19 protein-coding genes are annotated in these 24,306 nt (G+C 51.0%); 1 reads left to right on the top strand and 18 read right to left on the bottom strand.

The features are described 5' to 3' along the window. Positions 1-28: 28 nt before the first annotated feature. The 4 genes from SY83_RS12850 to SY83_RS12835 all read right to left on the bottom strand — a co-directional run bounded on the left by SY83_RS12850 (position 29) and on the right by SY83_RS12835 (position 3,401). Positions 29-988, bottom strand: a complete 960-nt coding sequence (locus tag SY83_RS12850) for an aldolase catalytic domain-containing protein (RefSeq protein ID WP_068607080.1) — start codon at positions 986-988, stop codon at positions 29-31. 101 nt (positions 989-1,089) lie between these two features. Further along, positions 1,090-2,028, bottom strand: coding sequence for an ABC transporter permease (locus SY83_RS12845; RefSeq protein ID WP_197479848.1), 939 nt, complete (start codon positions 2,026-2,028; stop codon positions 1,090-1,092). Continuing rightward, complete coding sequence (locus SY83_RS12840) at positions 2,012-2,935, bottom strand: ABC transporter ATP-binding protein (RefSeq protein ID WP_068607076.1); 924 nt, start codon at positions 2,933-2,935, stop codon at positions 2,012-2,014. The genes SY83_RS12845 and SY83_RS12840 overlap by 17 nt, the downstream gene beginning before the upstream one ends. Positions 2,936-3,077: 142 nt before the next feature. Beyond that, on the bottom strand, positions 3,078-3,401 hold the full coding sequence (locus SY83_RS12835) for a 2Fe-2S iron-sulfur cluster-binding protein (protein ID WP_068607074.1): 324 nt from the start codon (positions 3,399-3,401) through the stop codon (positions 3,078-3,080). 486 nt (positions 3,402-3,887) lie between these two features. Here SY83_RS12835 and SY83_RS12830 point away from each other — a divergent pair, with 486 nt between their 5' ends. After that, the gene (locus SY83_RS12830) at positions 3,888-4,796 is read left to right on the top strand and encodes a transposase (RefSeq protein ID WP_068607072.1); all 909 of its coding nucleotides are present in this window, start codon (positions 3,888-3,890) and stop codon (positions 4,794-4,796) included. 270 nt (positions 4,797-5,066) lie between these two features. Here SY83_RS12830 and htpG read toward each other — a convergent pair whose 3' ends face one another. From htpG to SY83_RS12760, 14 genes are all read right to left on the bottom strand, one after another. After that, the gene (gene htpG / locus SY83_RS12825) at positions 5,067-6,947 is read right to left on the bottom strand and encodes a molecular chaperone HtpG (protein WP_068607070.1); all 1,881 of its coding nucleotides are present in this window, start codon (positions 6,945-6,947) and stop codon (positions 5,067-5,069) included. A gap of 167 nt (positions 6,948-7,114) precedes the next feature. Beyond that, positions 7,115-7,435, bottom strand: coding sequence for a DUF4870 domain-containing protein (locus tag SY83_RS12820; protein WP_068607068.1), 321 nt, complete (start codon positions 7,433-7,435; stop codon positions 7,115-7,117). A gap of 66 nt (positions 7,436-7,501) precedes the next feature. After that, the gene (gene tuaD, locus SY83_RS12815) at positions 7,502-8,827 is read right to left on the bottom strand and encodes a UDP-glucose 6-dehydrogenase TuaD (RefSeq protein WP_068611086.1); all 1,326 of its coding nucleotides are present in this window, start codon (positions 8,825-8,827) and stop codon (positions 7,502-7,504) included. 132 nt (positions 8,828-8,959) lie between these two features. Beyond that, positions 8,960-9,874 carry an FTR1 family iron permease gene (locus SY83_RS12810; RefSeq protein WP_068611085.1) on the bottom strand — a complete coding sequence of 305 codons (915 nt, stop codon included), beginning with the start codon at positions 9,872-9,874 and terminating at the stop codon, positions 8,960-8,962. A 90-nt stretch (positions 9,875-9,964) separates the two neighbouring features. Further along, a complete protein-coding gene (locus tag SY83_RS12805; RefSeq protein WP_068607066.1) occupies positions 9,965-11,461 on the bottom strand; it encodes a copper amine oxidase N-terminal domain-containing protein in 1,497 nt (498 codons plus the stop codon). A 20-nt stretch (positions 11,462-11,481) separates the two neighbouring features. Next, a complete protein-coding gene (locus SY83_RS12800) occupies positions 11,482-12,657 on the bottom strand; it encodes a hypothetical protein (RefSeq protein WP_068607064.1) in 1,176 nt (391 codons plus the stop codon). A gap of 102 nt (positions 12,658-12,759) precedes the next feature. Continuing rightward, positions 12,760-14,424, bottom strand: a complete 1,665-nt coding sequence (locus SY83_RS12795; RefSeq protein WP_068607062.1) for an ArnT family glycosyltransferase — start codon at positions 14,422-14,424, stop codon at positions 12,760-12,762. Next, the gene (locus SY83_RS12790) at positions 14,354-15,187 is read right to left on the bottom strand and encodes a glycosyltransferase family 2 protein (RefSeq protein ID WP_068607060.1); all 834 of its coding nucleotides are present in this window, start codon (positions 15,185-15,187) and stop codon (positions 14,354-14,356) included. Before SY83_RS12790 ends, SY83_RS12795 begins: the two co-directional genes overlap by 71 nt. Next, positions 15,184-16,740: an alkaline phosphatase family protein gene (locus SY83_RS12785; RefSeq protein WP_068607058.1), complete on the bottom strand. Its 1,557-nt coding sequence runs from the start codon at positions 16,738-16,740 to the stop codon at positions 15,184-15,186. The genes SY83_RS12790 and SY83_RS12785 overlap by 4 nt, the downstream gene beginning before the upstream one ends. Then, positions 16,737-17,687: a lysylphosphatidylglycerol synthase transmembrane domain-containing protein gene (locus SY83_RS12780; RefSeq protein WP_068607056.1), complete on the bottom strand. Its 951-nt coding sequence runs from the start codon at positions 17,685-17,687 to the stop codon at positions 16,737-16,739. Before SY83_RS12780 ends, SY83_RS12785 begins: the two co-directional genes overlap by 4 nt. A gap of 169 nt (positions 17,688-17,856) precedes the next feature. Continuing rightward, complete coding sequence (locus tag SY83_RS12775) at positions 17,857-20,577, bottom strand: PA14 domain-containing protein (RefSeq protein ID WP_068607054.1); 2,721 nt, start codon at positions 20,575-20,577, stop codon at positions 17,857-17,859. Positions 20,578-20,714: 137 nt separating this feature from the next. Further along, on the bottom strand, positions 20,715-21,599 hold the full coding sequence (locus tag SY83_RS12770; protein ID WP_068607051.1) for a carbohydrate ABC transporter permease: 885 nt from the start codon (positions 21,597-21,599) through the stop codon (positions 20,715-20,717). Between the two features lie 17 nt (positions 21,600-21,616). Next, entirely contained in the window at positions 21,617-22,471 is an 855-nt protein-coding gene (locus tag SY83_RS12765; protein WP_068611084.1) for an ABC transporter permease, read from the bottom strand. 125 nt (positions 22,472-22,596) lie between these two features. Further along, the gene (locus SY83_RS12760; protein WP_068607049.1) at positions 22,597-24,291 is read right to left on the bottom strand and encodes an extracellular solute-binding protein; all 1,695 of its coding nucleotides are present in this window, start codon (positions 24,289-24,291) and stop codon (positions 22,597-22,599) included. Positions 24,292-24,306: the final 15 nt, after the last annotated feature.

Genomic DNA, 24,306 nt, shown 5'->3' with positions numbered 1-24,306 from the left:
TCATTCTAGCCCTTCAACCTATATCAACCTAATCCTTCTTATGCAACACTTCCGGGGAAGTTAACTGATCGTAGAAATCCAGGAACTTGTCCTTGTTCTCGGAGTCACGCAATGCCATGGCGGAACGCGGATGCTCATCGAGGGAACCTGTAATCATGTATGGGATAATGTAGCCCCACTCCTCTTTCTCGCGAAGAGGCACCATCAGGCGCTCAATCAAATCGATGACAGGACGCGTGTTGTATTTCGGGTTCTTCAGGTGCGTAACCAGCAGCTCCGTAGGGGTGTTACCCGCGGCGCGGCCCATACCGTACACGGAAGCGTCCAGGTATTCCACGCCCAATTCCGCCGCAACCAACGTGTTCGCGAATGCCATCTGCATATTGTTATGCGCATGAATTCCCAGTTTCTTGTTCGGCAGATGCGTCTTAAACTTCTCCACCAAATATTTAATGTCATTATGATCCAGAGAACCGAAGCTATCCACCACGTACACGACGTCAACCGGACTGTTCTTGATCTCCTCGAACGCTTCCATCAGCTCATTGTCCATCACGTTGGACAACGCCATAATATTCAGGGTCGTCTCATAGCCTTTATCATGGAACTTCTGAATCAGGTCGATCGCCTTATCCACATCTTTCACATAACATGCGACCCGGATCAAATCCAGCAAACTCTCACTGCGCGGCAAAATATCATGCTCATCCACACGTCCGATATCCACCAGAGCGGAAAGCTTCGTTTCCTTCTTGTCAATAATCTTCTTGAGGAAATCGTCGTCGAGGAAACGCCAAGGACCCGCATCTTCCGCACCTTTCAACAGCTTAGGCGAGTTCTTGTAGCCGATCTCCATGTATTCCACGCCGGCTTCGTTCAGCCCTTCGTACAAATTCTGTACGAAATCAATACTGAAATCCCAATTATTCACGAGACCTCCATCGCGGATGGTACAGTCTACAATGTTATACTTCTTATGCTTGTCCATGATTCGTATTCTCCCGTCAGTGAATTTAGCGCTTTAAAGCTTTTATGCGATTATATACTATTTTGCCAAAAGAAACAACGCACATCTAACGATAACCTGAATTACCCAGCGACATCTCGTTTAGTAAAAATGAACCAGGAAAGCACGTTAAACAGAATAAAATACCCGGCCAGCACCGCCACCGAAAATCCCATGCTCATGCCTTCATTCGGTATGCCGTTCATATACTGCGTCAGATCTGTATTCGCGAATAAATAGTATTTGCCCCAATCGTATCTCATCAGAAGCGGTGTAATGTTCGGACCGATCAGCATCAGGAAGATGGACAAACCAATCGCGAGCGAAGCGCTCCGGAACACGGTTGAGATCATAAAAGCCAAAGACACGACCATAATCAGCTGAACGCATTGGTAGCCGTAGGTTTTCAGCACATGCAGCACGACAGGGATTTCGGAAATGGTTCCTTTGTCATTCATATACAAATAAGGGGTGAGCCCGCCGTTAAAACCGAACAGCACCCCGTTCGCCAGAATGGATGTCAGCAACAGCACCAACAGCATGAAGAGCGCAAACAGAAAGCTGGCTATGTACTTGGAGAGCAAAATTTTTGCGCGGCTCGCAGGTCGGATCAGCAAAAGCTTAATCGTTCCCCAGGTAAACTCCCCCGCCACGATTTCGCCGGCTACGATTACCGTGAATATGGTTACCAGGACAATTAATAAGGAAGCATTGTTCACCCCGCCCCAGAACGTCGTATCCGAAGGAGGAATGTCCCGTTTCAGATGTTCTTGGTCCACAGCAATCTGTTCCTCGACCTGTTTACGAAGAAACTCCGGTGTATCCTTGAGCGAATCCTCGGACTGTTTAACCCGTTCCTCCAGCTTTACCCGCCAGTCTCCCGTGCTGTCAGGACTCACCTGCTTAATTACATAAGCCATTACAATCGTGAGCGCAGCGAGCAAAATAATCATGATCCACGTCCGCCAACGCTTGTAGATTTTCATGTTCTCGTTCTGAATGAGGTTAACCAATCGGATCACTTCCTGTCATTTCTAAGAATTGATCTTCCAGCGACTTCGTTACTGTACGAATGCCGTATACTTTGTATCCTTGTTTTATGAGGAATGCGTTTAGTTCGGCAATTTGTTCACGTTCGGCGACCACTTGCAGCATGCCTTCCACAGCGGCGGCATTTAGCGTGTCATTCCACATATTCACAGCTTCCGCGGCATGTGCCGGTTGATCCACGTCAAGCGAGGTAATCGCGCCGGTTTGCAGCACACCCTCTTCGCGAATATGGCGAACATCAATCAGCTTGCCTTGCTGGATAATGGCGACACGGTCACACATCAACTCCATCTCTGACAACAGATGGCTGGAAACAACGATAGCGATGCCTTCTTCCTTCGCCAGACGGCGCAGATAATCGCGCAGCTCGCGGATGCCGGCCGGATCCAGGCCATTGGTAGGCTCGTCCAGGATGAGCAGGCTCGGGCGGTGCAATAACGCTTGCGCAACCCCCAACCGTTGGCGCATGCCGAGGGAGTAGGTTTTCACCTTCTCGTCAATGCGGTTTTGAAGGCCGACAAGGTCAATGACCTCCTGAATGCGGGCCTTGGTAATACCGGGTATCATGCGTGCATAATGTTTCAAGTTGTCGGCGCCTGTCAGAAACTTGTACATTTCCGGGTTTTCGACAATCGCGCCTACGTGGCGGATGGCTTGCTCGAAGTTTTTGGAGATGCTGTGTCCGTGAATCAGAATCTCGCCTTTGGTCATGGAGATTAATCCGACCATCATCCGGATGGTTGTAGTCTTCCCTGCGCCATTAGGGCCCAGAAAGCCGAAGACCTCGCCTTGGGGTACATCAAACGTAAGATCATCGATGATGGTCTTGGAACCGATGCGCTTGGTTACATTGCGCAACTGCACAATGGGAGTTGTCATAGATTATACCTCCGATAGAATAAGATCAGCTTACATCATACCATATTTTGGTGTAACCCAACATAAATAACCGCGCTACCCGGCCCATCATAGGCAGGAGCGGCGCGGTTTCATCTGACGTTAGCTCGTAAGCTTATGTAATTTAATCTTGCGGACGCGTTCCGGCTTCCATACCGGAGGATGCAACGGTCATCAGCGGGGTAACGGAAAGATCAGAGCTTACATGGATTTGGCATGACAGACGGATGTTCGGTTCCGTAATGCCTTTGGCTTGAAGCAGCGCGGCTTCCGCTTCACCAACGAGACCTGCATCGCCTTCCAACACCTCAACACGACAGGTTGTGCACTTGGCGTTCCCGCCGCAACGGTGAAGAATATCTACCCCGTTATCCTCTAGGGCAAGCACCAGCTTCGTACCTTCTTCCGTCTGAAACGAGCCTTTACCTTCTACTTGAATAGTTGGCATGTTCATTCCTCCTGTTTGGATTAGATTTCAATCGCAGTTACAGTGATAGTATAACCTAGTGGGGACTTTTTGCAAAAAAAAAAGGTATCGCTCTCACATCTTATGTATATCGATGACAACAGCCACCCTTAGCAATACCGCATTAAAAAGCCGTGTGCGTCACGATCGTGTAGCGCCGGGAAATCCCTCAATTCCGACTTCTGTTGCTTAGTCAATGTTGCTTGGTCAACTGCCAAGTATTTATGTATTTCAACTCCGATGCTGGGTTATCCCGAGGAATCAGGTAAACATTATTTAATTCAGATGCTGGGTTATCCCGAAGAATCAGGTAAACATTATTTAATTCAGATGCTGGGTTATCCCGAGGAATCAGCTGAAAACGATTTGGGTTCTTTTCAAAAAAACACTTGAAATAAGAACATTTGTTTGGTATTATATGACATATATCGAACACTTGTTCTTAATTAATTGAGGGGATTGAGGATTATGTCTATTAGCGAAGTAACTTTCGACCAATTCAGACATAAGTATCATGATGAGGCTTCTTGTCTTCCCATCCTGATCTCCACCAAGTGGCCTAACGGTTACCGTTGTCCGCGGTGCGACTGCGCTGATGCCCATGTCATTACTACACGTCGGCTGCCTCTGTATGAATGCCGCAACTGCAAGTATCAAGCTTCTCTTCTCGTGGGGACGATTATGCAAGGAAGCCGTACTTTGCTGCATAAATGGTTTCAAGCTTTATTTCTCATTGCTAACCCTTCAGCTTCAATCAACGCGGTGCAACTATCCACCATTATTGGAGTCACTTATAAGACGGCTTGGTTGATCCTTCACAAACTTCGCCATGCCATTCAGCAAGGAGATGCAGATCAGCTGCTCACCGGACTTGTCGAAGTGATTTCAGCTGAGTACAATCCGTGCAATTTCCATATTAAAGGCTTTAAGAAAATGCGCAATGAGCAGCCATTTGTTGGTGGGGCCACTCTTAACTATGGTGAAGTTTCCTATATTAAGCTGAAGCATGTTTTTATACCGAAACATCATCCTAACAAAGAACTTAGTTATTGGGATTATTCCAACTTCATTCAGAATCATGTCAGTCATTCGGTCCGAGTTCCTTTTGTTCATTACGGTTACAGAAAGTATAACGCTTGCGACACATTAAATATCATTTGTGATTCTGTTCCTGTTAGAATAAACGAGCGATATTACGGAGTAAGTGACAAGCATTTACAATCGTATCTGGATGAAGTCTCCTATCGTATCAATCATTCGTTTAAACCGAACCGTGCTGTGTCGAAGTTATTTCGGCTGTTCATAGATACACCTGCTGTTACTTATAAACAACTCATTTCACGCAAACCGATGTGCTTACATGTACAGGTTGCCTAACTCATGGACAAACATTTTTTACAATTCATTTTCACTCTACTAAACATTTTCACTTCTCTAAACACATTATCCCTCATTTTCCAAATCTCTTTTCATTGCCTTCTCCTATCACACCACATCACACCACACCACTGAGCGTTCGGGATAACCCGGCATTCCAGTTCAAATAAGTAAACGAACACCCTACCTAAAAAAGTGTAAACCCTCGGTATCATCCAACATTAAATACTTTCTATCATAAAAAACCACCCCGAAGGGTGGCTCTGCTCATTACACCATAATTTTGCAAATATCGTTCGTAAACTCCACCGGATCCTGCAGCGGCAACCCTTCAATCAATAACGCCTGATTGTACAGCAGCGCGGTGTACAGGTTCGCTTTCTCCTTGTCGGCCGCATAAGCGTTTTTCAACGAGGTGAACACCGGATGGTTCACGTTGATTTCAAGCACCTTCTCCGCTTTCACGTTCGGGTTGTTCGGCATCGCGTTCAGGATTTTCTCCATCTCGATCGTCACTTCGCCGTCCGTGGACAGGCACACCGGGTGGCTGCGCAAACGCTTGGACGCTTTCACCTTGGATACTTTACCGGCCAATAGTGTCGTCATGTGCTCGAACAGTTCCTTTTGCTCCGCGGACTCCGATTCGGACTCGTCCTTATTCTCGTCCTGTTCGATACCCAAATCACCGCTGGATACGGACTTGAATTCTTTGTCTTTGTATTTCATGATCATTTTGATTGCGAATTCGTCAATGTCGTCCGTGAAGTACAGAATCTCGTAGCCCTTATCGGATACCATCTCCGTCTGCGGCAGTTTCTCAATGCGCTCATTGGACTCGCCGGATGCGTAGTAGATGTATTTCTGATCTTCCGGCATGTTCGACACATACTCGTCCAGTGTAATCAGCTTCTTCTCCTTCGACGAGGTGAAAAGCAGCAGATCCTGCAGCACATCCTTGTTCATGCCGTAGTCGCTGTACACGCCGAACTTCAGCTGACGCCCGAACGCCTTGTAGAACGTCTCGTACTGCTCGCGCTCGTCCTTCAGCATGCTGAGCAACGCGCTCTTGATCTTGCTCTGAATGTTCTTCGCAATCAGCTTCAGCTGACGGTCATGCTGCAGCATCTCGCGGGAGATGTTCAATGACAGGCTTTCGGAATCGACCATCCCTTTCACGAAGGAGAAGTAATCCGGCAGCAGGTCGCCGCACTTGTTCATGATCAACACGCCGTTCGCGTACAGCTCCAGCCCCTTCTCATACTCCTTGGAGTAATAGTCAAAAGGCATGCTTTCCGGAACATACAAAATCGCCTGATACACAACCGCGCCGTCCGCGCTCACATGGATATGCTTCAGCGGCTTGTCGAAGCCGTAGTGCTTCTCCGCATAGAACTTCTCATAGTCTTCGTTCGTGAGTTCGCTTTTGTTTTTGCGCCAGATCGGGACCATCGAATTCAGTTGCTGCTCTTCGCTGGCATCCTCGTAAACGTCTTCAGTGCCTTCCTTCAACTTGCGGGAGGACACATCCATCTTGATCGGGTAGCGGATGAAATCGGAATACTTCTTGATGATCGAACGGAGACGATACTCTTCCAGATATTCATCATAGCTCTCATCTTCCGTATTCTCCTTGATGTTCAGGATGATCTCCGTACCAACCTCGTCCTTCGTCCACGGCTCAATCGTGTAGCCTTCCGCGCCGGTGGACTCCCATTTGTACGCCTGATGGTTACCAAGAGCACGGCTAATCACTGTAACCGTATCAGCCACCATGAACGCGGAGTAGAAACCCACCCCGAATTGTCCGATAATGTTGTGCCCTTCTTGCGCCTCATTGTCCTTCTTGAACGCCAGGGAACCGGATTTCGCAATGACACCGAGGTGGCTTTCCAGATCTTCTTGATTCATCCCGATTCCGGTATCGCGAATGGTCAACGTGCGCGCATCCTTGTTCGCCGTAACCTTAATAAAGTAATTCTCTTTGTCAAAAACCAGTGTATCGTCCGTCAACGCCTTGTAATAAATCTTGTCAATCGCATCGCTGGCGTTTGAAATCAATTCTCTTAGGAAAATCTCTTTTTGTGTGTAAATGGAATTAATCATCATCTCCAGCAAACGCTTGGATTCAGCTTGGAACTGTTTCTTCTCCATAGTAATGGTGATTCTCCTCTCAAAATGGTACACATTTAGCACTCTGTCTTCTTGAGTGCTATCCACTATTTTATATAACATTGTTGATTTTCGATGTCAATAGCACGCCCGCACTCACAACAAAAAAAACCAGACCCCCTAAGGAATTCTGGCTTAGTTGGATATTTTTATTTAAGCAACCGAATCGTTAACGGATACCGATATTCCTCGCCGTTGTAAGCTTTCACAGACGCTAGAATCGTGCACACCAGATGCAACAACCCGATGAGCGGCAACAGCACAAAACCGATTAATAGGATACACAAAATCCCGGCCACAAAATAATAAATAATTAATGAAATATGAAAGTTGACTGCTTCCCTGGCATGACGTTCCACATAAGCGGAATCTTTCTTCAACAGCCAGATTAACAGCGGTGCGACAATACTCGTGAATAACCCGAGCAAATGCGCCAGTAACGCGAAATTTTTATCCTCCGTGGAAACCATTCCTTCTCACCCTTTACACTTATTGAACTTACTTCTTAACCTACGCTCTGCTATGGCAAAAGAGAACTAGACCAAGACGCCGTCCACATCCGGCCGGCCTACGGACCGATAGCTGAATCCCCGTTGACGCATTAGCTCAAGCGAGAAGCAATTCCGTCCATCCACGAATTTGGGTTGCTTCACCAGCTCCTTCACCCGGGCCAAATCCATATGCAGCACATCCTCCCACTCGGTCAAAATCAAGCAAAGATCCGCCCCCTCCACCGCTTCGTATAAGTCACGATAGTATGTAATACGTTCGGTTCCTAGCAGCATCTCAGCCTCATGCGCAGCAACCGGGTCGAAGGCGCGCACATAAGCTCCGCCCCTGACGAGTGCGGGGATAACATCCAACGAAGGGGCATAGCGCAAATCATCCGTATCCGGCTTGAACGTTAACCCAAGCACAGCAATCGTCTTTCCACCCAAGTCCCCCAACAGGTCCTGCGCCTTGCGGACAACAATCATGCGTTGAGCTTCATTCGTTTGGATAACGGCATCCAGCATGGAGAAATCATAATCCACCTGCTGTGACATGTAGCGAAGCGCCTCGGTATCTTTAGGAAAACAGGAGCCGCCATAGCCGATGCCCGCTTGCAGGAATTTGCCGCTGATTCGGCTGTCCATGCCCATCCCCTCCGACACATGCCCTACATCCGCTCCGTAACGCTCGCACAGATTCGCGATGGAGTTGATAAACGAAATTTTCGTAGCCAGAAAAGCGTTGGCGGCATACTTAATCATTTCGGCCGTTTCCAGATCGGTAACCAACACTTTGGTTTCAAAAGGAGCATGCAGCTCCCGGATAATATCGGCGGATTGCTCCCCGGTGGAGCCGATAATGGCGCGTTCCATGTTCATGCAGTCGTAAACCGCTGAGCCTTCCCGAAGAAACTCCGGATTGGATACCACATCGAAGGAGACTAACCGCTCCCCTATGTGTTCCTGAATCAACTTCTGCACCATCCGCCCCGTCCCGACAGGTACGGTACTTTTGACCACAATCACCTTGTAACTGTTCATATGACTGGCAATCATCTCCGCCGCGGCTTTCACATAGCTTAAGTCCGCCTCGCCTGAAGGGGACATCGGTGTGCCCACGGCAATGAAGATAATATCGGATTCCTGGATCGCGTTCGAAATATCCGTCGTAAAGCTAAGGTTCCCCCGCTCCACATTCTTGCGCACCAAAGGCTCTAACCCGGGCTCGTAAATCGGAATGTCATAGTTCTTCAAACGATCGATCTTCTTCGCATCAATATCGCAGCATATCACCCGGTTGCCATAATCCGAAAAACACGTACCCGAAACCAATCCGACATAACCTGTGCCGATGACCGTAATTTTCTTCATGAGCATGAGCCGCCCCTTACATTTTTCTCTTATCGTACCATGCTTTTGTTATTGAAATATCAACATTTTTCCTATATGTCAAAAAAAGACACCGAGAGGGATAACCCCGCCGATGTCTCTAGTCACAATCGCTTATGCCGCTATAGCCGCTCGAACTTGTTCCTCGCGCTTCTTCTTGGCAGAAAGCAGGATGTACACCACAAAGTAGAACAGCCAATATAAGCCGAATTCTTCAACGGACGGGTTTTGCGAATAGCCCAGGAATGCTTTCAGGAACGTGCCCACCTGCCCGTTAATCAACGGCTTCTCGCCGGTATCCCGAATGTATTGCTGCTCATCCAGGGGATGCTCCGGCATCAGGAAGGTGATGTTATACACCTCGCCCACTTCGCCGCCAGCGGTCCGATAAACGGTGCCGATGATTTTCAGATCCTGGGCGATGCCTACCGCCTGCACCAATAACCCTGCGGCAATCAACATCAGGAAGAACGAAGTCACCCGGAAGAACGTGCTCAGCTTCACCTTTCTGGCGGAACGGAAGAACAGGTAGCCGATGATCAGCGCCAGGATCACACCGAACAGCGCGCCCCAGCTTTCCAGCGCGCGGCCGATGTCTCCTCCCGTGATGGCCGCGAAGAAGAACACCGTTTCGACGCCTTCCCGGAGAACGATCAGGAATGAATGAAGCACCATGTTGATAATGCTGCCTGTCGTAAGAATCTTCGTGACCTGGGTTTTCACTTCACCCTCGAGGTCCCTGCCTTGCTTGGACATAAACAGAATCATATGGGTTAACAAGAGGGCGGAAACGACCATAATGCCCATCTTCAGGTAATTTTGGCTGGACATCATCCCGTATCCGGTTAGAACCACCTGGAACAGGAGAGCCACCACGTAACTCGCGCCAAGCGCCAGTATGACACCCATCCAAACCCATTTATTCCATTGAGATTGATCGATTCTTTTTAAATATGTAACAATGACACCCACAATCAATATCGCTTCCAGCGCTTCCCGAAACGTGATCAAGAAAGCTTGCAAATCCATGGTGTTCCGCAGCCCCTTTGCCGTATCTGTATGGTACAGAAGACAAACACCTGAACCCACATGGGCCAAGTGTTTGTCTCTTGATTAATCTTACTTAACGATAAGTACTTCACCTTTAGCGTAAAAAGCTTCATATCCGATTAAGTTCGCTACGGCGCGCATCGGGATATAACTTACACCCTTCAAAGCTACAACCGGTTGATCCAGCTTCTTCTCGGCATTCACTTCACCGTTCACCGTAACTGCTGCTTCGTTCGGAAGCAACTCCGTTGTTGTGCCGTTGTAGTTGATGACGATCTTTTTCGTTGTCGGTTGAAAAGTAACCGTTGCTCCCAACAACTCGGCATAACGCGTTGGAACCAGGGTGCGGTTCGTCTTTGCGTTAGCGAAGGAAGCATTCGTGATCGTGTTCTTCACGCCGTTAACTTCAACGGATTTGGTACCGATGATGAAGGAAAGTCCGTTTAGCTTCGCTAATGTCTTCATCACTTGGAACGTGTGGGCTTGGGCTGTTTTTACATCGTTAGCCGCAATGGCTTTGGCGAATTGAACGCCGTTGAGAACAGCCGCTGTATAAGCATCCGCGCCTAATTTCTCAGAAATGAATACTTCTTGAGCTGCAAGGAACATGTTACCTTCCATAGCATACACTTGCGCTTCAATGGACTTGCCTTGGGACGCGTAATCCGCGGCTTTCAACACGTATTCTCTAACCTTGCCGATCATGGCGCGGTTCATCGCTGTTTTGATTTTCGCAAGATCCAGCTCAGAGGCTTTACCGGTTGCAAAAGCTTTCAGAATATAGTCTGCATCTGCCGCGCTGCCGCCTTTCAGGTAGCTGTATACGGAAGAGAAGAAGAAGTAACCTTCCGTCATCGCCGCAGGTTGGTCCGCAACCGGCTTCGTCGGAGAAACTTCAGCGTACGTCAGGGCTGCGTAAGAAAACATTTTGATCAGAGTCTTGTCGTACATTTGGTAGTGCAACTTGTAGTTATCCAGGTCTCCTGCGGCTACATCCTTCTGCAAGGATGGGATAACCACGGTAGCGAGCTCATCTTGCATCTTCGTCTTAAACTTGGCGTCGCGCTTCACTACGGTCGGCTCCAGCACCTGCTCGTAGATTTGGATCGCTTTCTCCAGTTCCACTTTAGCTTTCGCCGTGTCCTTCGCTTCAAGTGCCGGTCTTACTTGCTTGCTGAACATGCTCTTCGTCAGAAAGTAGAAGTACCATTGTAAACCTTTGTCTACCGCTTGCTTCGCTTGGGCGGCGTTCATGTCGCCTTTCACCGCAGCGTCCAGGAAGAATAAAACGTTGTCGTTGATTTTCGGGTTGCCTTCGGCGATCGTCGCGTCAATGGCTGCAACTTGTGTTTTGAATTTCTCTTCATATTTGGCTTTAATATCAGCCAGCGGTGCGGAATCATCGAACATTTTCTTTATTGCGGCAAAAGCGTCAATCTGTGCCTGAACTTCGGCGTCAGCTGTAATTGCATACTTGCTATCCGCGGCCAAGGCGGAGGACAATCCGAAAAATACAGAAGAAATCAGGGCGAGTACCGTAAGTAAAGCTGTGAATTTTGTGCGCATGCGTTAAGCTCCTTTGTGAATTAGATGTATTTTTTCTTCTTTAAAAACCATAGAATGGCGCCCAACACCGCGGCTAACCCGGCAATGAAGCCTACGGTTACCGCGCCGTTCGTCTTGGAAACGCGCTCCATCGGAGCGTGTTCGGCGGCAGCTTCGCTGTCGGCGGTTACTTCTGCGGAAGTCACTTCCGTAGCGGGCTCTTCAGCCGGCTCGGTTGGCGGATCCGCTGTTTCGGGCGGCGTTGCAGCGGGGTCCGCAGGTTTTACCGCTGAATCCGTTGCCGGATCCGCAGGTTTTACCGCAGAGTCTGTTGCCGGATCTGCAGGCTTCACCGCAGGATCCGTTGCCGGATCTGCGGGCTTGACTGCTGGATCCGTAGCGGTGCCGGTTTCAGGCACTTTTACCGGCTCTGTTGGCTCTGCAGGCTTGATCGTTTCTGCAGGCTTAGCAGGCTGAGTTGCAGGCTCCGAGGGCTTCACGGAAGGCTTCGGCGTGTCCGTTGCCGGCTTCGGCGTAGGTTTCGGCGTAGGTTTCGGAGTCGGCTTCGGAGTCGGCTTCACCACAGGTGTGGAAGGCTTCGGATCCGGCTTGGTTGCTGGCGCAGCGGCTTCTTTGTAAGGGAAGGTGGATTTCACCGACGTGTAGATGTCATTCAGGCTCGTCTTGAATAATTCAAAGTCGGCCGGCTTCTCCCCTACCCCGAACAATCCGGGATTCCCTAGCGCTTCCAATGCGGTCTCAAAGTTCTGACCCGCTTGCGTTACTTTCGCATCGCTGTTTATGTATGGCGCCAAGGCATCGTATGTGGCTTTACCTTTGGCGAGCAGAAGCTTGGCTTTCGTATAATCCTTGAAATCCTTCTTCGCATAGTCGATTCGGCGGTCCAGATTCATAATCATCACGGCTTTGAAGTTCGCCATGACCAACTCTTTGTTCTTGTCCTTGAAGTTGTTATCCAGGGTAGTTGCCACCGAAGCTCCAAAATGGGAGGAGATCTCCGAACGACTTACTTTATATGCGGCTAGCGCTCCGGCCCAATCCGGTGTGGAACCGCTGACCTTCGACATCACCAGCTTGAACGTTTCAGCCACCGCTTCTTCGTTGGCATCCCCGTAAGAGTAGGCTTGGACCTGTATAGGAAACAGAAGAAGGAGTGCGAAAACCCAGATTCCAAAAGACTTTGTCACTTTTGACATATTGCACCTCGCTGTTAACAATTTTCCATCTTTTTGACCACGAGGATAATGATAATCATTTTCAATGAGAGTGTCAATACTAAATTTTCAGACGATTCAGCCTTATGGGGAAAGCCATTCATACAGCACAATATCCGCATATACAGGGTCAAAAATCGGATGTGCCCGAAACGCCGCCACTTTCACAAATCGGCCGTCCAGTTCTGCATTTTGCGCGTGGAATCCGTTCAGGACATGGTCCGTCACGAATACACGTTTGGTGGATTGTTGAGCCTCTGCTTCCGCTTTAAATAGTTCAAAGGTCTCGATCCGCTGATGAGGAAAATCCGCCCCATTGTAGGCCAGCACCCGGGTTTCTTCCCATGTGTAAAGGACTAGCGGCTCGTTTACCGATTCCATATAGTTACCTAGCTGCGCCACGGCCGAGGGTTTCATCCTTTGCTCGGTGAGCCATCCCGTCCCGGTGTAGAGGTTCATTGCGATGCCCGCGGTAAGCGCGACGAGAAGGCCGCGATGCAGCTGAGTTTTGCTCGCAGTCTGCAAGGCATATGCAAGAACAAGCCATACGGAGACCGCTACGAGCGGGGACAGATGGCGGGGTTTCTCGATATTTTGAGCAAAAAAGGCCCAGAGCCCGTAAGCGGTAACCACCAATAGAATGAGTTTTAGGATAGGGTCGGGTTTGGTGGAAGAGTTATTGGGGCGGGATAAGAATGAGTAGGCGGAGGTTAAACCGATGACCGCCCATGCGCCGGCCTGGATCCAGGATTGAGCTGCCAACCCGGTCCAGAAGTAGTTGATGCCATACTGCAGGACACGCTCCCCCATAGGTAACGAGGATGACGCCGCTCCCCCGCCCCATTCGCTGAAATGTCCTTGCACAAAGGCCACCGACAGCTGCAGAAAGCCCGCAAGCCCCCCTTCCGAAGCGGCCAAGCCGATGACCCATATGAGCTGGAACGCCAACGCCGTGGAGAGAATGAACAATAGTCTAGGGTAGAATTTGCGTCGTTTAGTCGTGTAGTCTCTGATGTAATGCGCGTACCACAAATACACCAAGCCTGCGCCGAAGGGGACAAAAGACAGACGAATGCCCATCAACACTCCAAATAGCGCCGCCGAAAGTAATAATCGTTTCGTGGACCTGTGTTCCAGGGCATAGGCGAGACTCCACAGAAACCACCAAAGCACGGCAATACCCGAGGCTTCGGACATCGGTTGGGAGGCTAGCAGCCACAGGTAAGGCATGGTGATGAGGAAAGCGGCTAGGGCAGCAGATGTCATGGGTGTTAGGTAACGTCGGGATAGAAGGTATAGAGGAACCAAGGCAGTAGCGGTGAGCAGCAAATTCCATGCGGCCAACGCCTGCGCCGGATCGTCCAGCCAACGATGCATCAATATACCGCCGAGCACAAAGTACGGATACCCCGGGAAATGAGGTTGCATCGCCAGCAAATCAAAGCGGTGGAGCGCCAAGGCGAAATCCGCCTCATCCCAAGTGCGGACAGGACCGCTATGGGTGATTCCCCATGACAGATAGAAGATGGCAACGGTAAGAAGCAGGAGCCAGGGGGCGACTTTTAGAATGGTGGCGGGAATAATGCTCGAATGTACTTTAGCAGGCTGAGTAAAATCGGTTTGCGCGGGATTAGTGCTCATGTGAGCACGATCGGGCAAGGAATGGTTTGTTTTGGATTTATGTTCGCCCTGTTTGCTCCCTGGCCGTACCTTGTCTTCTCCCTGCTCCTTCTTCCGCTCTCCGCGCATACCTCTGCTCCTTCGTCTTGCGCTTCACCGGACGTCTCATCTCGCGATAGATGGCTGGCAGCACTGAACTCATGTAGGCTTTAAATTTAATAAACGATTGCCCTTCCGTTCTCACTTGGTACTGAATCGGCACTTCCTTCAGGCGGAAGCCCTTGCGCACCAGATTCAGCGTGAGCACCTGAGCATAGTTGTAATCATGAATAATCTCCGCTTCCTCCATCGCCTCGCGCGAGAATCCCCGCATCCCGGACTGGCCGTCGTAGATGACTTTGCGCAGGAGCACCGACTGCAGTAACGTGAATCCATAGTTGCCGAGCCGGCGATGGATCAACATGCCCTTGATGTGCCCGAGGAAACGCGAGCCGAACGTGTAATCGGCCTCTCCACCCAAGATGGGCGCGAGCACATCCGGAATCTGCTCCGGCGGATACTCGTTATCCGCGTCGATCATTAAGCCGGCTGCGGCATCCAGCCGGCAGCATTCGGCCAGGCCGCGGCGCACGGCGGCGCCCAGGCCGCGGTTGGCGGGGAAGCGGACGATATGGTCCGCGCCCGCCGCCAATGCAGCGGCGACGGTTCCGTCCCGGGAACCGTCGTCGATGACAAGCACTTCGACCCGGTAGCCGGGGGCGAAGTCGCGGGGGATGCGGGCGATAACGCCGCCGATGCTGGCCTCTTCGTTATGGGCAGGTAAGAACACGACGATCGCCGGCAAGCTCCGTTCGGCATCAGTCCGAGTCGCGACAACGTACCGCTCGCTCATCGCCTCACCCCGAGCGCCGGCTCCGCCGCGCCAAGCCCCGAAACCTTGTCGGACTCAACGAGCTGAGCCCCCTCCAAGGTCCCGTTCCCGTGCCCTGCCTTCAGCGCTTCCGCCAGCACGGGGCCGCGGCTGTGGCTCGGCATCGGCGCGCCGAGCAGATGCGCGATCGTCGGCGCGACCGACACGAGCGAATGCCTCGTGTCGATGCGCTGACCTTGCGCGATGTGCGGGCCGTGCAGGAAGAACGGCACGAAGCGCTCGCCCTCATCGAGGTGACCGTGTCCGCCGATGCCGTCAGCTTGGCCGTGATCGGCGCAGATGAGCAGCGTCGTGTTCTTCATCATGCCCCGCGCTTCCAGCCATTCCGTGAATTCGCGGATTAAGGCGTCGGCTTCTTCGATTTTCTGCACATATTCGTCGTACAGCGCGCCCATGCTATGCCCGGTTTGATCCGTCGCGATGAGCTGCGCTACCAGAAGGTCGGGATTTTGCTCCGCCATAATCAGCTTGGCCCGTTCAATAATGTTGCGATCCGCGAGGTCATTGTGCATGACGGCGGTCACACTTTCCACATCGTCCCCCATGGAGTCGATCAGGTGAGCGATACCGAGGAGACGTCCTTTACGCCCAACCCGCCGCAGTGAATCGAAGATACTTTCCACCTTGATACCCAAACTCCACACCATATTGGATTTGATGCCGTGCTCCCTCGGGTACGTCCCGGTGAACATCGACGAGAAACAAACCACGGTCCGCGCGGGATAAACCGTTTCCATCTGGGTGTACTCGGTACCTTCGGCGCGCAGCTGTTTCAGGAAAGGCGCATTTGCCTCTTCAAAACGATCCTTCCGCATCCCGTCAATCACGATCACAATCACTTTCTCGCTGACCGCCACGGGTGGGTCGTTGAGGGGTTGCGTTAAGCCGGTCGCGAGTTCTTTCGGTTTCCAGTCAAACAGATTACGGTGCAAAATCCATGCGTATACAGCGAGACCCAGGGTAAACCACAGGAGTGGCAAAAGTTCGGTTGGGTTTAGTTGATCGGGCCCGGAGGATAATGACCATGTGTACACCTCCCATAGAAAAAGCAGCAACAGAAACTTAGGCATCTGTTCTTGCGCGTTGCCGCTGGTGGAGTCGCTGTTCTTCAGAACCAGTTTCCAGAATCGCCGGAAGTTCCACCAAGAGGTACCGATGCGGAGATGATAATAGAAGGTGCCCCAGAAGTATACGGTGAAAAAGAAATAGAGCCCCAGTCCGGTCCATGCCAGCGACAGCGGGAACGGTTCCCAAATCAGGAGCGCCGCAACCAAGGGAAGCCACAGGTAGTTACGCAGCATTAACGGAAAGTCGAACAGGAAGAACAGAGCGAATAAAGGCAGGATGAACAGCAGGGACAATCCGGCGGACGCCAGAAATCCAGGGTCACCAAGGTCTCGGAAATGGTACATCAAATACACAGACACCGTAAAAATCGGCGTGAACGGCTTGCCTTCATTTAGCAAGTTCCAACATCTTGCGGCGATAATTTCAAAACCGGATGCTTTTTTCATTGTGGTTTCTCCTCAGTTGCTTGAATTCTCAATCGTTGTCGGTAGTCGCGAATATCTTTCCATTTCAGAGGCATGTACCACCAGGCCCATAATCCCGCTATGTAGGAAAAAATAAACTTAAACCCATGCGCGGCAACCGCTGCCCTTAAAGCGTCCTTCCCCGCAAAGCCTAGCAGGCTTGCTCCTGCAGCAAAGGTCGTTTCGTAGGTGCCGATGCCCCCGGGTGTAATGTGAAAAATTTGGCCCGCGACCGTCAGGCTGTTCAGCCACACGGATTGAATCGCGGTGAAGTTCCAGCCCAGCGCGTGCCAAGTTCCGTAAACAACGGCGCCCTCCGCCAGCCAAGAGGCTAGGATCAGGAACAGAATAGTGATGCCTTGCTTGGAACGAAGCGTTACGTCCATATGCTGCAGATGCCGTGCGACGGCCTGGTAGGGAATGCGTAGGCTGAGTGGCCGAAGGAATGCCAGTCCTGCTGCTGTGAGCGCGATGGCGCAAACGATCCCTGTCACGGAGCCAAAACCCAGGACCAGGGCGCCCGTTCCCGCGAATGCGCCGAGGACCAACAGATCCAGGACGCGCATGATGACGACAGAATGCACGGCGGTTGCCCACGGGACGCGTCCGTTGGCGGCAACCACAGCCATGCGGGCCGCATCTCCCGCCTTCACCGGCAGGAGATGGTTGACGGCGAGGCTGTACAACAAGCCGGCCATGCTCTCGAGAAACGGCAGGCGAGCCTCTTTGCGCAGGTACAGCTGCCAGGCTTTGGCCTTCAATGCGAAGGACAGCAGGTAGCCGGCTGACATGAACAGCAGCCATCCCGGACTGGCGGCCAGCCTCGCTAAGCTGCTTCCCAAATCCAACGCGTTCCACCTGGACGAAACGTAGATGATGAAGCTCGAACATATGAAGAAGGCGATGATTGCAATCCCACGTTTGGCCATAAATAGATTTCCTCTGCTTTATAATTAACCTGACTCATAACCTAATGAGAATAATTCTCAAATAACGTTCCTAGTATATCGGGTTTCCATATAAGCGTCAATCAATTCTTCAGCAAGCAAAGAAACCCAATTTCCACCTTGCGTGGAAATAGGGTTCCTTATTGTGAAATTAATTAGCAGTATACAACTGCGATGCCGGAATGATCTCTTTAGATTGAGAAGGACTCGACCAATAAAGCTTCGAAGCGGCTCCCCCGGTTTTCTCATAGTAGTTAAGGCGAATGCTGTATTTCTGACCGGCTTGAAGCGTTATGGTTCCGGTCCATTCAGTCGGTCCCTGATCCACCCATTTATTAATGAGCGACTGACCGTTCACTTCAAGTGTTACGCCGTCATCTGACCAAGTATGAAACGTATATGTTTCATTAAATTTCGGCTGCACGTAACCTTCCCACCTTGCCAGGAAGTTGTCGCTGTTTACGCCCCCGCCCGGCGAACCGGTACCCCAATCGAAGTTGACATTCTCCGTCCGATTGGTCACCCATTGTTCAAAGTTCAAACCGTTCCAATATGTTGCCGTCAATCCGGTTCCACTGCCGTTATTATTACCTGGGGCGCCTGCCTGCTCCCCGTAGACAAAGCTGTTCCCTTTGAAGCCCACATACACCTTGCCGAACGTATCCTTATCACCGTCGATTGCCGTTACGCGATCATACAGTCCCAGCGGATAGGTAGCCGTCTTCTCCCAGTTTGCTCCCTCGTCCGTGGAGCGCCATACACCGTATGAGCCGTTCACCGTTGCGGCTGCATAAATCGTTGGGTAGCCGCCGTTTAACGCCTTGCCGTAGCCGATGGCCGTCGCGTCCTTGACTTGCGTCACTTCCGTCCAATTTACTCCGCCGTCGGTGGAACGGTACATGGAATAGGAGGCTTCATCCAGCTGCCCGAATGTCAGGAACAAATGCCCCGCTTTGCCGGGAACCGATTTCAAGCTGGCGTTAAACCAGCCGACTGTCCACCCCTTCGGCAGAGATGTATTCACAAGGGACCAGTTCTGTCCCCCGTTCGTGCTGCGGAACATTCCCAAGTTCTGATGATACAGATAGAACGTTAGGTCATTCACCGTATCGGCCGCAAGCACATGTCGGTTGAGATAGTAGGCAAAGTGGGAGCCGCCATTGTAATTCCCTTGCTCATCGTAGCTGTTCTCCGTGCCTGGCAAGATTACTTGTGACCAAGACTGGCCGCGGTTATTCGTGTAGAACGGCGCCTTGTTGTTTGACGGCAAGTACACGATATTGTTCGTATCCGATGCGGCGACCGCGATGTTACCGAAGCGCATCTCCGCCGGTACGGACGGGAAGGCGGTCCAGTTCTGGCCCCCGTCTGTGGAATACCCGCTTGAGTACGCATGACCGTCGGATTCACAGCAGAAGCGGTGGTCCGATACCGCAGCTACAAGGAAATTCGGATTGTTATAGGAATAATCCAGATCCCAGCCGGAGCTGAAGCGAGGAGACGGCTGATGGACCGAAGGGTACACATCCGGATTCCCATGGTAGAAAATCGGACGGTCCCAGAAGGAGGTGACGGGCTTCCCCCCCTGAGGCGCTACAACATCTGTGGACACCATCTCCTCGATCCCGTTGTTCAGTGAGTTCCACGTCAGGTCGTTGTCATTAATATCGGTGGAAGTCCATACGCCGATCCCTTGGGCAAACCACAATTTATCCGGCATAATCGGGTCAAAAACAACATTCCCGACCGACATCCAGTCCTCTTCCGTCCAAGCCAGCCAGGGAACATCCGATGCCGTTCTGCTCTTGGACAGTTGAGTCCAGTTGACGCCGTCGTTCACCGAGCGGAACGGTGTCCCGCCGCCGTTGAAGGCGAGCAGCTTACCTTGGGTGTGGGGAGATACCGCTACACTTACAATACCGCCCGCCGGCGAGATATTACTCCAGGTCCCGCCGGCATACTTCCAAACTCCGTCGGACACTACGTAGAGTACACCGGAACGAATTTTCAAATCTGCAAATCCTCTGGCGTCGGCCAGTCCGTTACCGGTGATCTTGCTCCAGCTGCTTCCCCCGTTATCACTACGGAATATTCCTTGGTTATGAACTGAGGCATATACCGTCTTCGTCCGGGTTACTCCGCCGTCCGATACAGTCCCGCTCCCAGCGTCAACCGCTACGCTCGTTACGCCTTGTGCCGATTCCCCTGTTGAAGGCAAGGATGTATCTTGTGACCAATTGGCCCCGCCGTCCCGAGTTTTATACAAGCCGCTTCCGGGAGTGCCGTAATAGACTACATTGCCGTTTGCGGGATCTACCGCCAATCGTTCGCCCGTAGTCCGGCCGTTTCCGTTAGCGTCGCCGGAGATGCCTGAAACATTGGTTTTGGACCACGATGAGCCTTTATTGGTAGATCTGTAAACGCTTCCCACATAAGCCATATAAGCCAGGTTCTCATCGCCCGGTGCGGACACCAAGCTGATGACACCCTGGTGATTTCCCGGCGTCTCATCCGGCATACTGTCCGATGTAACCACTTGAATCCACGCCGTCTTGTCTGCATTCAACCGGTACGCCCCTCCCACATCCGTGCGGGCATAGACCGTATTTCCGTTCTTGTGTACATCAATACCGGTCACGAATCCGCCTGCTCCGGTCTTCAATGGTTTCCATTGATAGGTTGAAGAGATATCCGTGCTTGCAGCTGATACGGGCGTCGGTTGCGAGGAGAGCATTGTAAGGCCGGAAGCGACAACTGCCATGCAGAGAAATGCTTTTACAGCCTTGGCTGAGTTCATCTTCACCTTACTCATTCTCATCTTGCTCATTTTCACCGTACTCGGCTGCGTACTCTTCTTCACATTCATGTTCATTAACTTACCTCCGTCTCATGAATTAGGTTAAGCTTCAATCCCATCTGTCGAAGACCTCAGGTCAAGATGCATGAATCTAATGCTGATATATTATCACCACCCTTCATAAAACAGTTTCCTTAAAGATGCCGCATCAGCTATTCCTTGACGGAACCCAACATAATGCCTGTGATGAAGTATCGCTGCAGGAACGGGTAAATTAACAGGATTGGAATTAACGACACGAATGTCTTGGCGGCGCTCAGCGTTTTGTTAGACACTTCGCTTAATTGCTTCACATTTTCAGCCGTCAGCTGGGTCGGGTCCATCTTCACAAACAAGGTCTGCATATATGTCTGAAGCGGCACCAGCTCCTGATCGCGGATGAAGATTAACCCGCTTAAATATTCATTCCATGTGCCGACAATGTTAAACAGCGTAATTGTAGCCAATACGGGAACAGACAACGGGATAATGACATTCCATAACATACGCCAAGGCCCTGCGCCGTCCATACTTGCGGACTCCTCCAGCTCCCGTGGAAGGCTGCGGAAGAAGTTAACGACCAGGATGATGTTGAACACGCTGAAGAGATTCGGCAGCACCAATGCGAACATTGTGTTGTACATGTGATAGCTCTTGACCGCCATATAGAAAGGCACCAAGCCTCCGTTAAACAGCATGATGAACACCAGCAGCCACATCACCGGGTTACGGAAACGGAATTGGCGCGGATCCTGGGCTAGGGGATATGCGGTAAGGACCGTCACGACGAAGCTAAGCAAAGCTACCCAGAACACGCGTTTCACAGATACCCAGAACGCCGTCAGAAACTGCCGGTCCTCTACAATTTTCTCGTAGGAATTCAAGTTGAAGCCAATCGGAAACAAGGTCACAAGACCCGAGTCCGCCTTGGCCTGATTACTGAAGGAGACGGATATCGTATGCAGAATCGGCGCGAAAGAAGACACCATGACCAGAAACAGCAACCCTATGAGAATCCAATCGAAAGAACTAAATCGTTTAGTAAAGGCCGTACTCATGCGGACACCTCCCGTTGCTAGAAAATTTTGTAGCCGGCGAATCTCTTGGCCAGATGATATGCGGCGATAATCAACACAAAGCTGATAACCGACTTGAACAGGCCGATGGCGGTGGCCACTTCGTAATTTCCTTGCTCGAGTCCGCTTCGGTACACGTAGGTGTCGATAATATCGCCGGTAGAATAGACAAGCGGATTATATAAATTGAACACCTGATCGAATCCGGCGTTCAATACATTTTGCAAGCTGAGGGTGGCGAGAAGAACGACGGTTGCGGCAATGCCTGGAAGCGTAATGTAGCGAAGTTTCTGCATGCGCGTCGCTCCGTCGATCTCGGCCGCTTCATACAAGTGAGGGCTGATACCCGTTAATGCCGCCAGATAAATAACAGCGGAAAATCCGAATTCCTTCCACACATCCGTTACAACCAGTAGTGGTCGGAACATGACGCTGCTGCCCATGAATTTAATCGGTTCAAATCCCGCATAGCCTAACAACACGTTGACCACGCCGTTATAGGAGAGAATGTCTTTAATAATGCCCGCAATGATTACCCAGGAGAGAAAATGAGGCAGGTACACGACGGTTTGGATCACTCGTTTAAACCACAACACACGTAATTCGTTGAGCATCAGCGCGAATACGATCGGCACGAGCAAGCCCGCGGTCATCTTCAGCAGGGCGATGATGACTGTATTTTTGAAAATTTGCGCACTCTCCGGATTAATCAGCATGAACCGTATATTATCCAGTCCGATCCATTCCGAATGAAACATGCCTTTGACCGGGTTATACTTCTGGAACGCCATCACGATGCCGGCCATGGGAATAATGCTGAACAACATGACGAGCATGATGCCCGGAATCAGCATGAGCAATAAATGTGTTGTTCTGGAATGCCACAGCTTGCCTAGCACGATTCTCACCGCCTTGTTCAATTTAGTAGATGAAGAGGGCGCGCACCGATGATCCGCGTACACGCCCCGTCCTGTCGCCGTTATTTAGGCAGCTTCTCCACAGCCTCTTGCACTTCTTGTGTAATCTGGTCTCCGCCTAATTGCTTCCATTGTTCAACGAAAGTATCGAACGACTCCACAGGCTCCTTGCCCAGAATAATTTTCAGATAGGCTTGCTTCTGGGTATCCAGCAGTGTCGTCCACTTTGTGGCCATCGTCTCTGTCTGACCTGTATAAGCGTTCACGACAACCTTCATGTCGGATTCCGCATCCAGCTTTAATCCGTTTAGATAGGCCGCTGTCGAAATCCGATTGTCCGGGGTCGCCTTCGGATCCTTCAGCTGTTTGTACAAATCAGCGTCCGCAGGCGTCAATGCGGTTGCCTCGGCACTGCCTTTCAACACCTCTTCTACACTGCGCAGCTGTTTAAATACGGTGTCCGGATAATTGATGCCCAGACCGACATATTGGGAGCCCGCGCTTTGACGCCCTTTAAATTTCACCTGATTTAATTCCTCGATTTCCGGATATTTATGCAGACCCCAGTCGGTCATATAGTTCAGCATCTTCACCGCAAGCTCAGGGTGCTCATAACCCTTGCGTACGACAAGGAACGTATCGGAGGAATATCCCGCTGTTGTCGCGACGACTTTCCCGTCCTGATCCGGCAACACGTAAGCTTTCCATTCCACATTCGGATCATCCGGGAACGTCTTCAGCGTCGTACCCAGCGGGTAGAATGGCGCCCACCACGGCTGGAAGACCATGCCGATCTTGCCCGAGCCCGTTTCCTGCGCGGTCTTGCCGTTATCCTTCAGACCGAACTCCGGATCCAGCTCTCCGTTCTTGTACATGTCGCGAAGCAATTGCAGAACCGCTTTGTTCTCCGGCTGGATACCTCCCCAGGATATCTTGCCTTCAGCGTCCTTCTGCCAACAAACCGGAAACGCGTTGTTTACGTAGAATAACGGATCCAGCGTATGCATATTGGCCGCGCAGGAAGCGAATTCGGTTTGGGCCGCCAGGCCGATCGTATCCTTCTTCTTGTTGCCGTCCGGATCCATCTCGGCGAACGCCTTCGACACTTGCCGCAACGATTCCACGGTTGTAGGCTCAGGCAGGTTCAGCTTCTTCCGCCAGTCTTCGCGAATCCATACATAATCCGCATGAGGGGATTCCGCTACGCCGGGCAGACCCATGATTTTGCCGTCGAATGTCACCGGATCGAAAGCCTTATTCTCTGTAGCCTTGTAAATTTCCTTAACGGTCGGAGACATATACGCCTCCACAACGTCCGTCAAATCCTCAATTTGGCCGTTATCCACAAGCTTCCTCATGAGGGAATAGGATTGTTGCCCTGTCAGAACGAACAAGTCGGGCAGATCATTGCTTGCGATGTTTAGCGACAGCTTCTTGGAATACTGCTCATTATCGCTTGGCGCCGTCCACAAGAGCTTGCCTTTAATGTTCAGTTGCTTCTCGATGAAATCCTGGTAATCGTTCTTCTCCCAACTCTGTCCGTCCGGGAAGTTCGGGTTCTGATCCACGCCTCTGGCCGCCGTATAGGTAATGGTTTCGGTGTAAGGGGCATACGGATCCATCTTCTCCTCTTCCACTTTATTCGTTGTTTTGTTTTGAATATTTTGACCCTCAACATTTGTATTTCCTGAGTTCGCGCATGCGCTTACAAAAACAACAGAAGCCAGCAGCGATACTACAGCAAGCTTTCTTAACATGGATGGTCCCCCTTC

It is taken from the genome of Paenibacillus swuensis, from assembly GCF_001644605.1.
Classification (GTDB): domain Bacteria; phylum Bacillota; class Bacilli; order Paenibacillales; family DY6; genus Paenibacillus_N; species Paenibacillus_N swuensis.
Note: the sequence above shows the minus strand (reverse complement) of the source record. Positions and strands in the feature narration are given on the sequence as shown.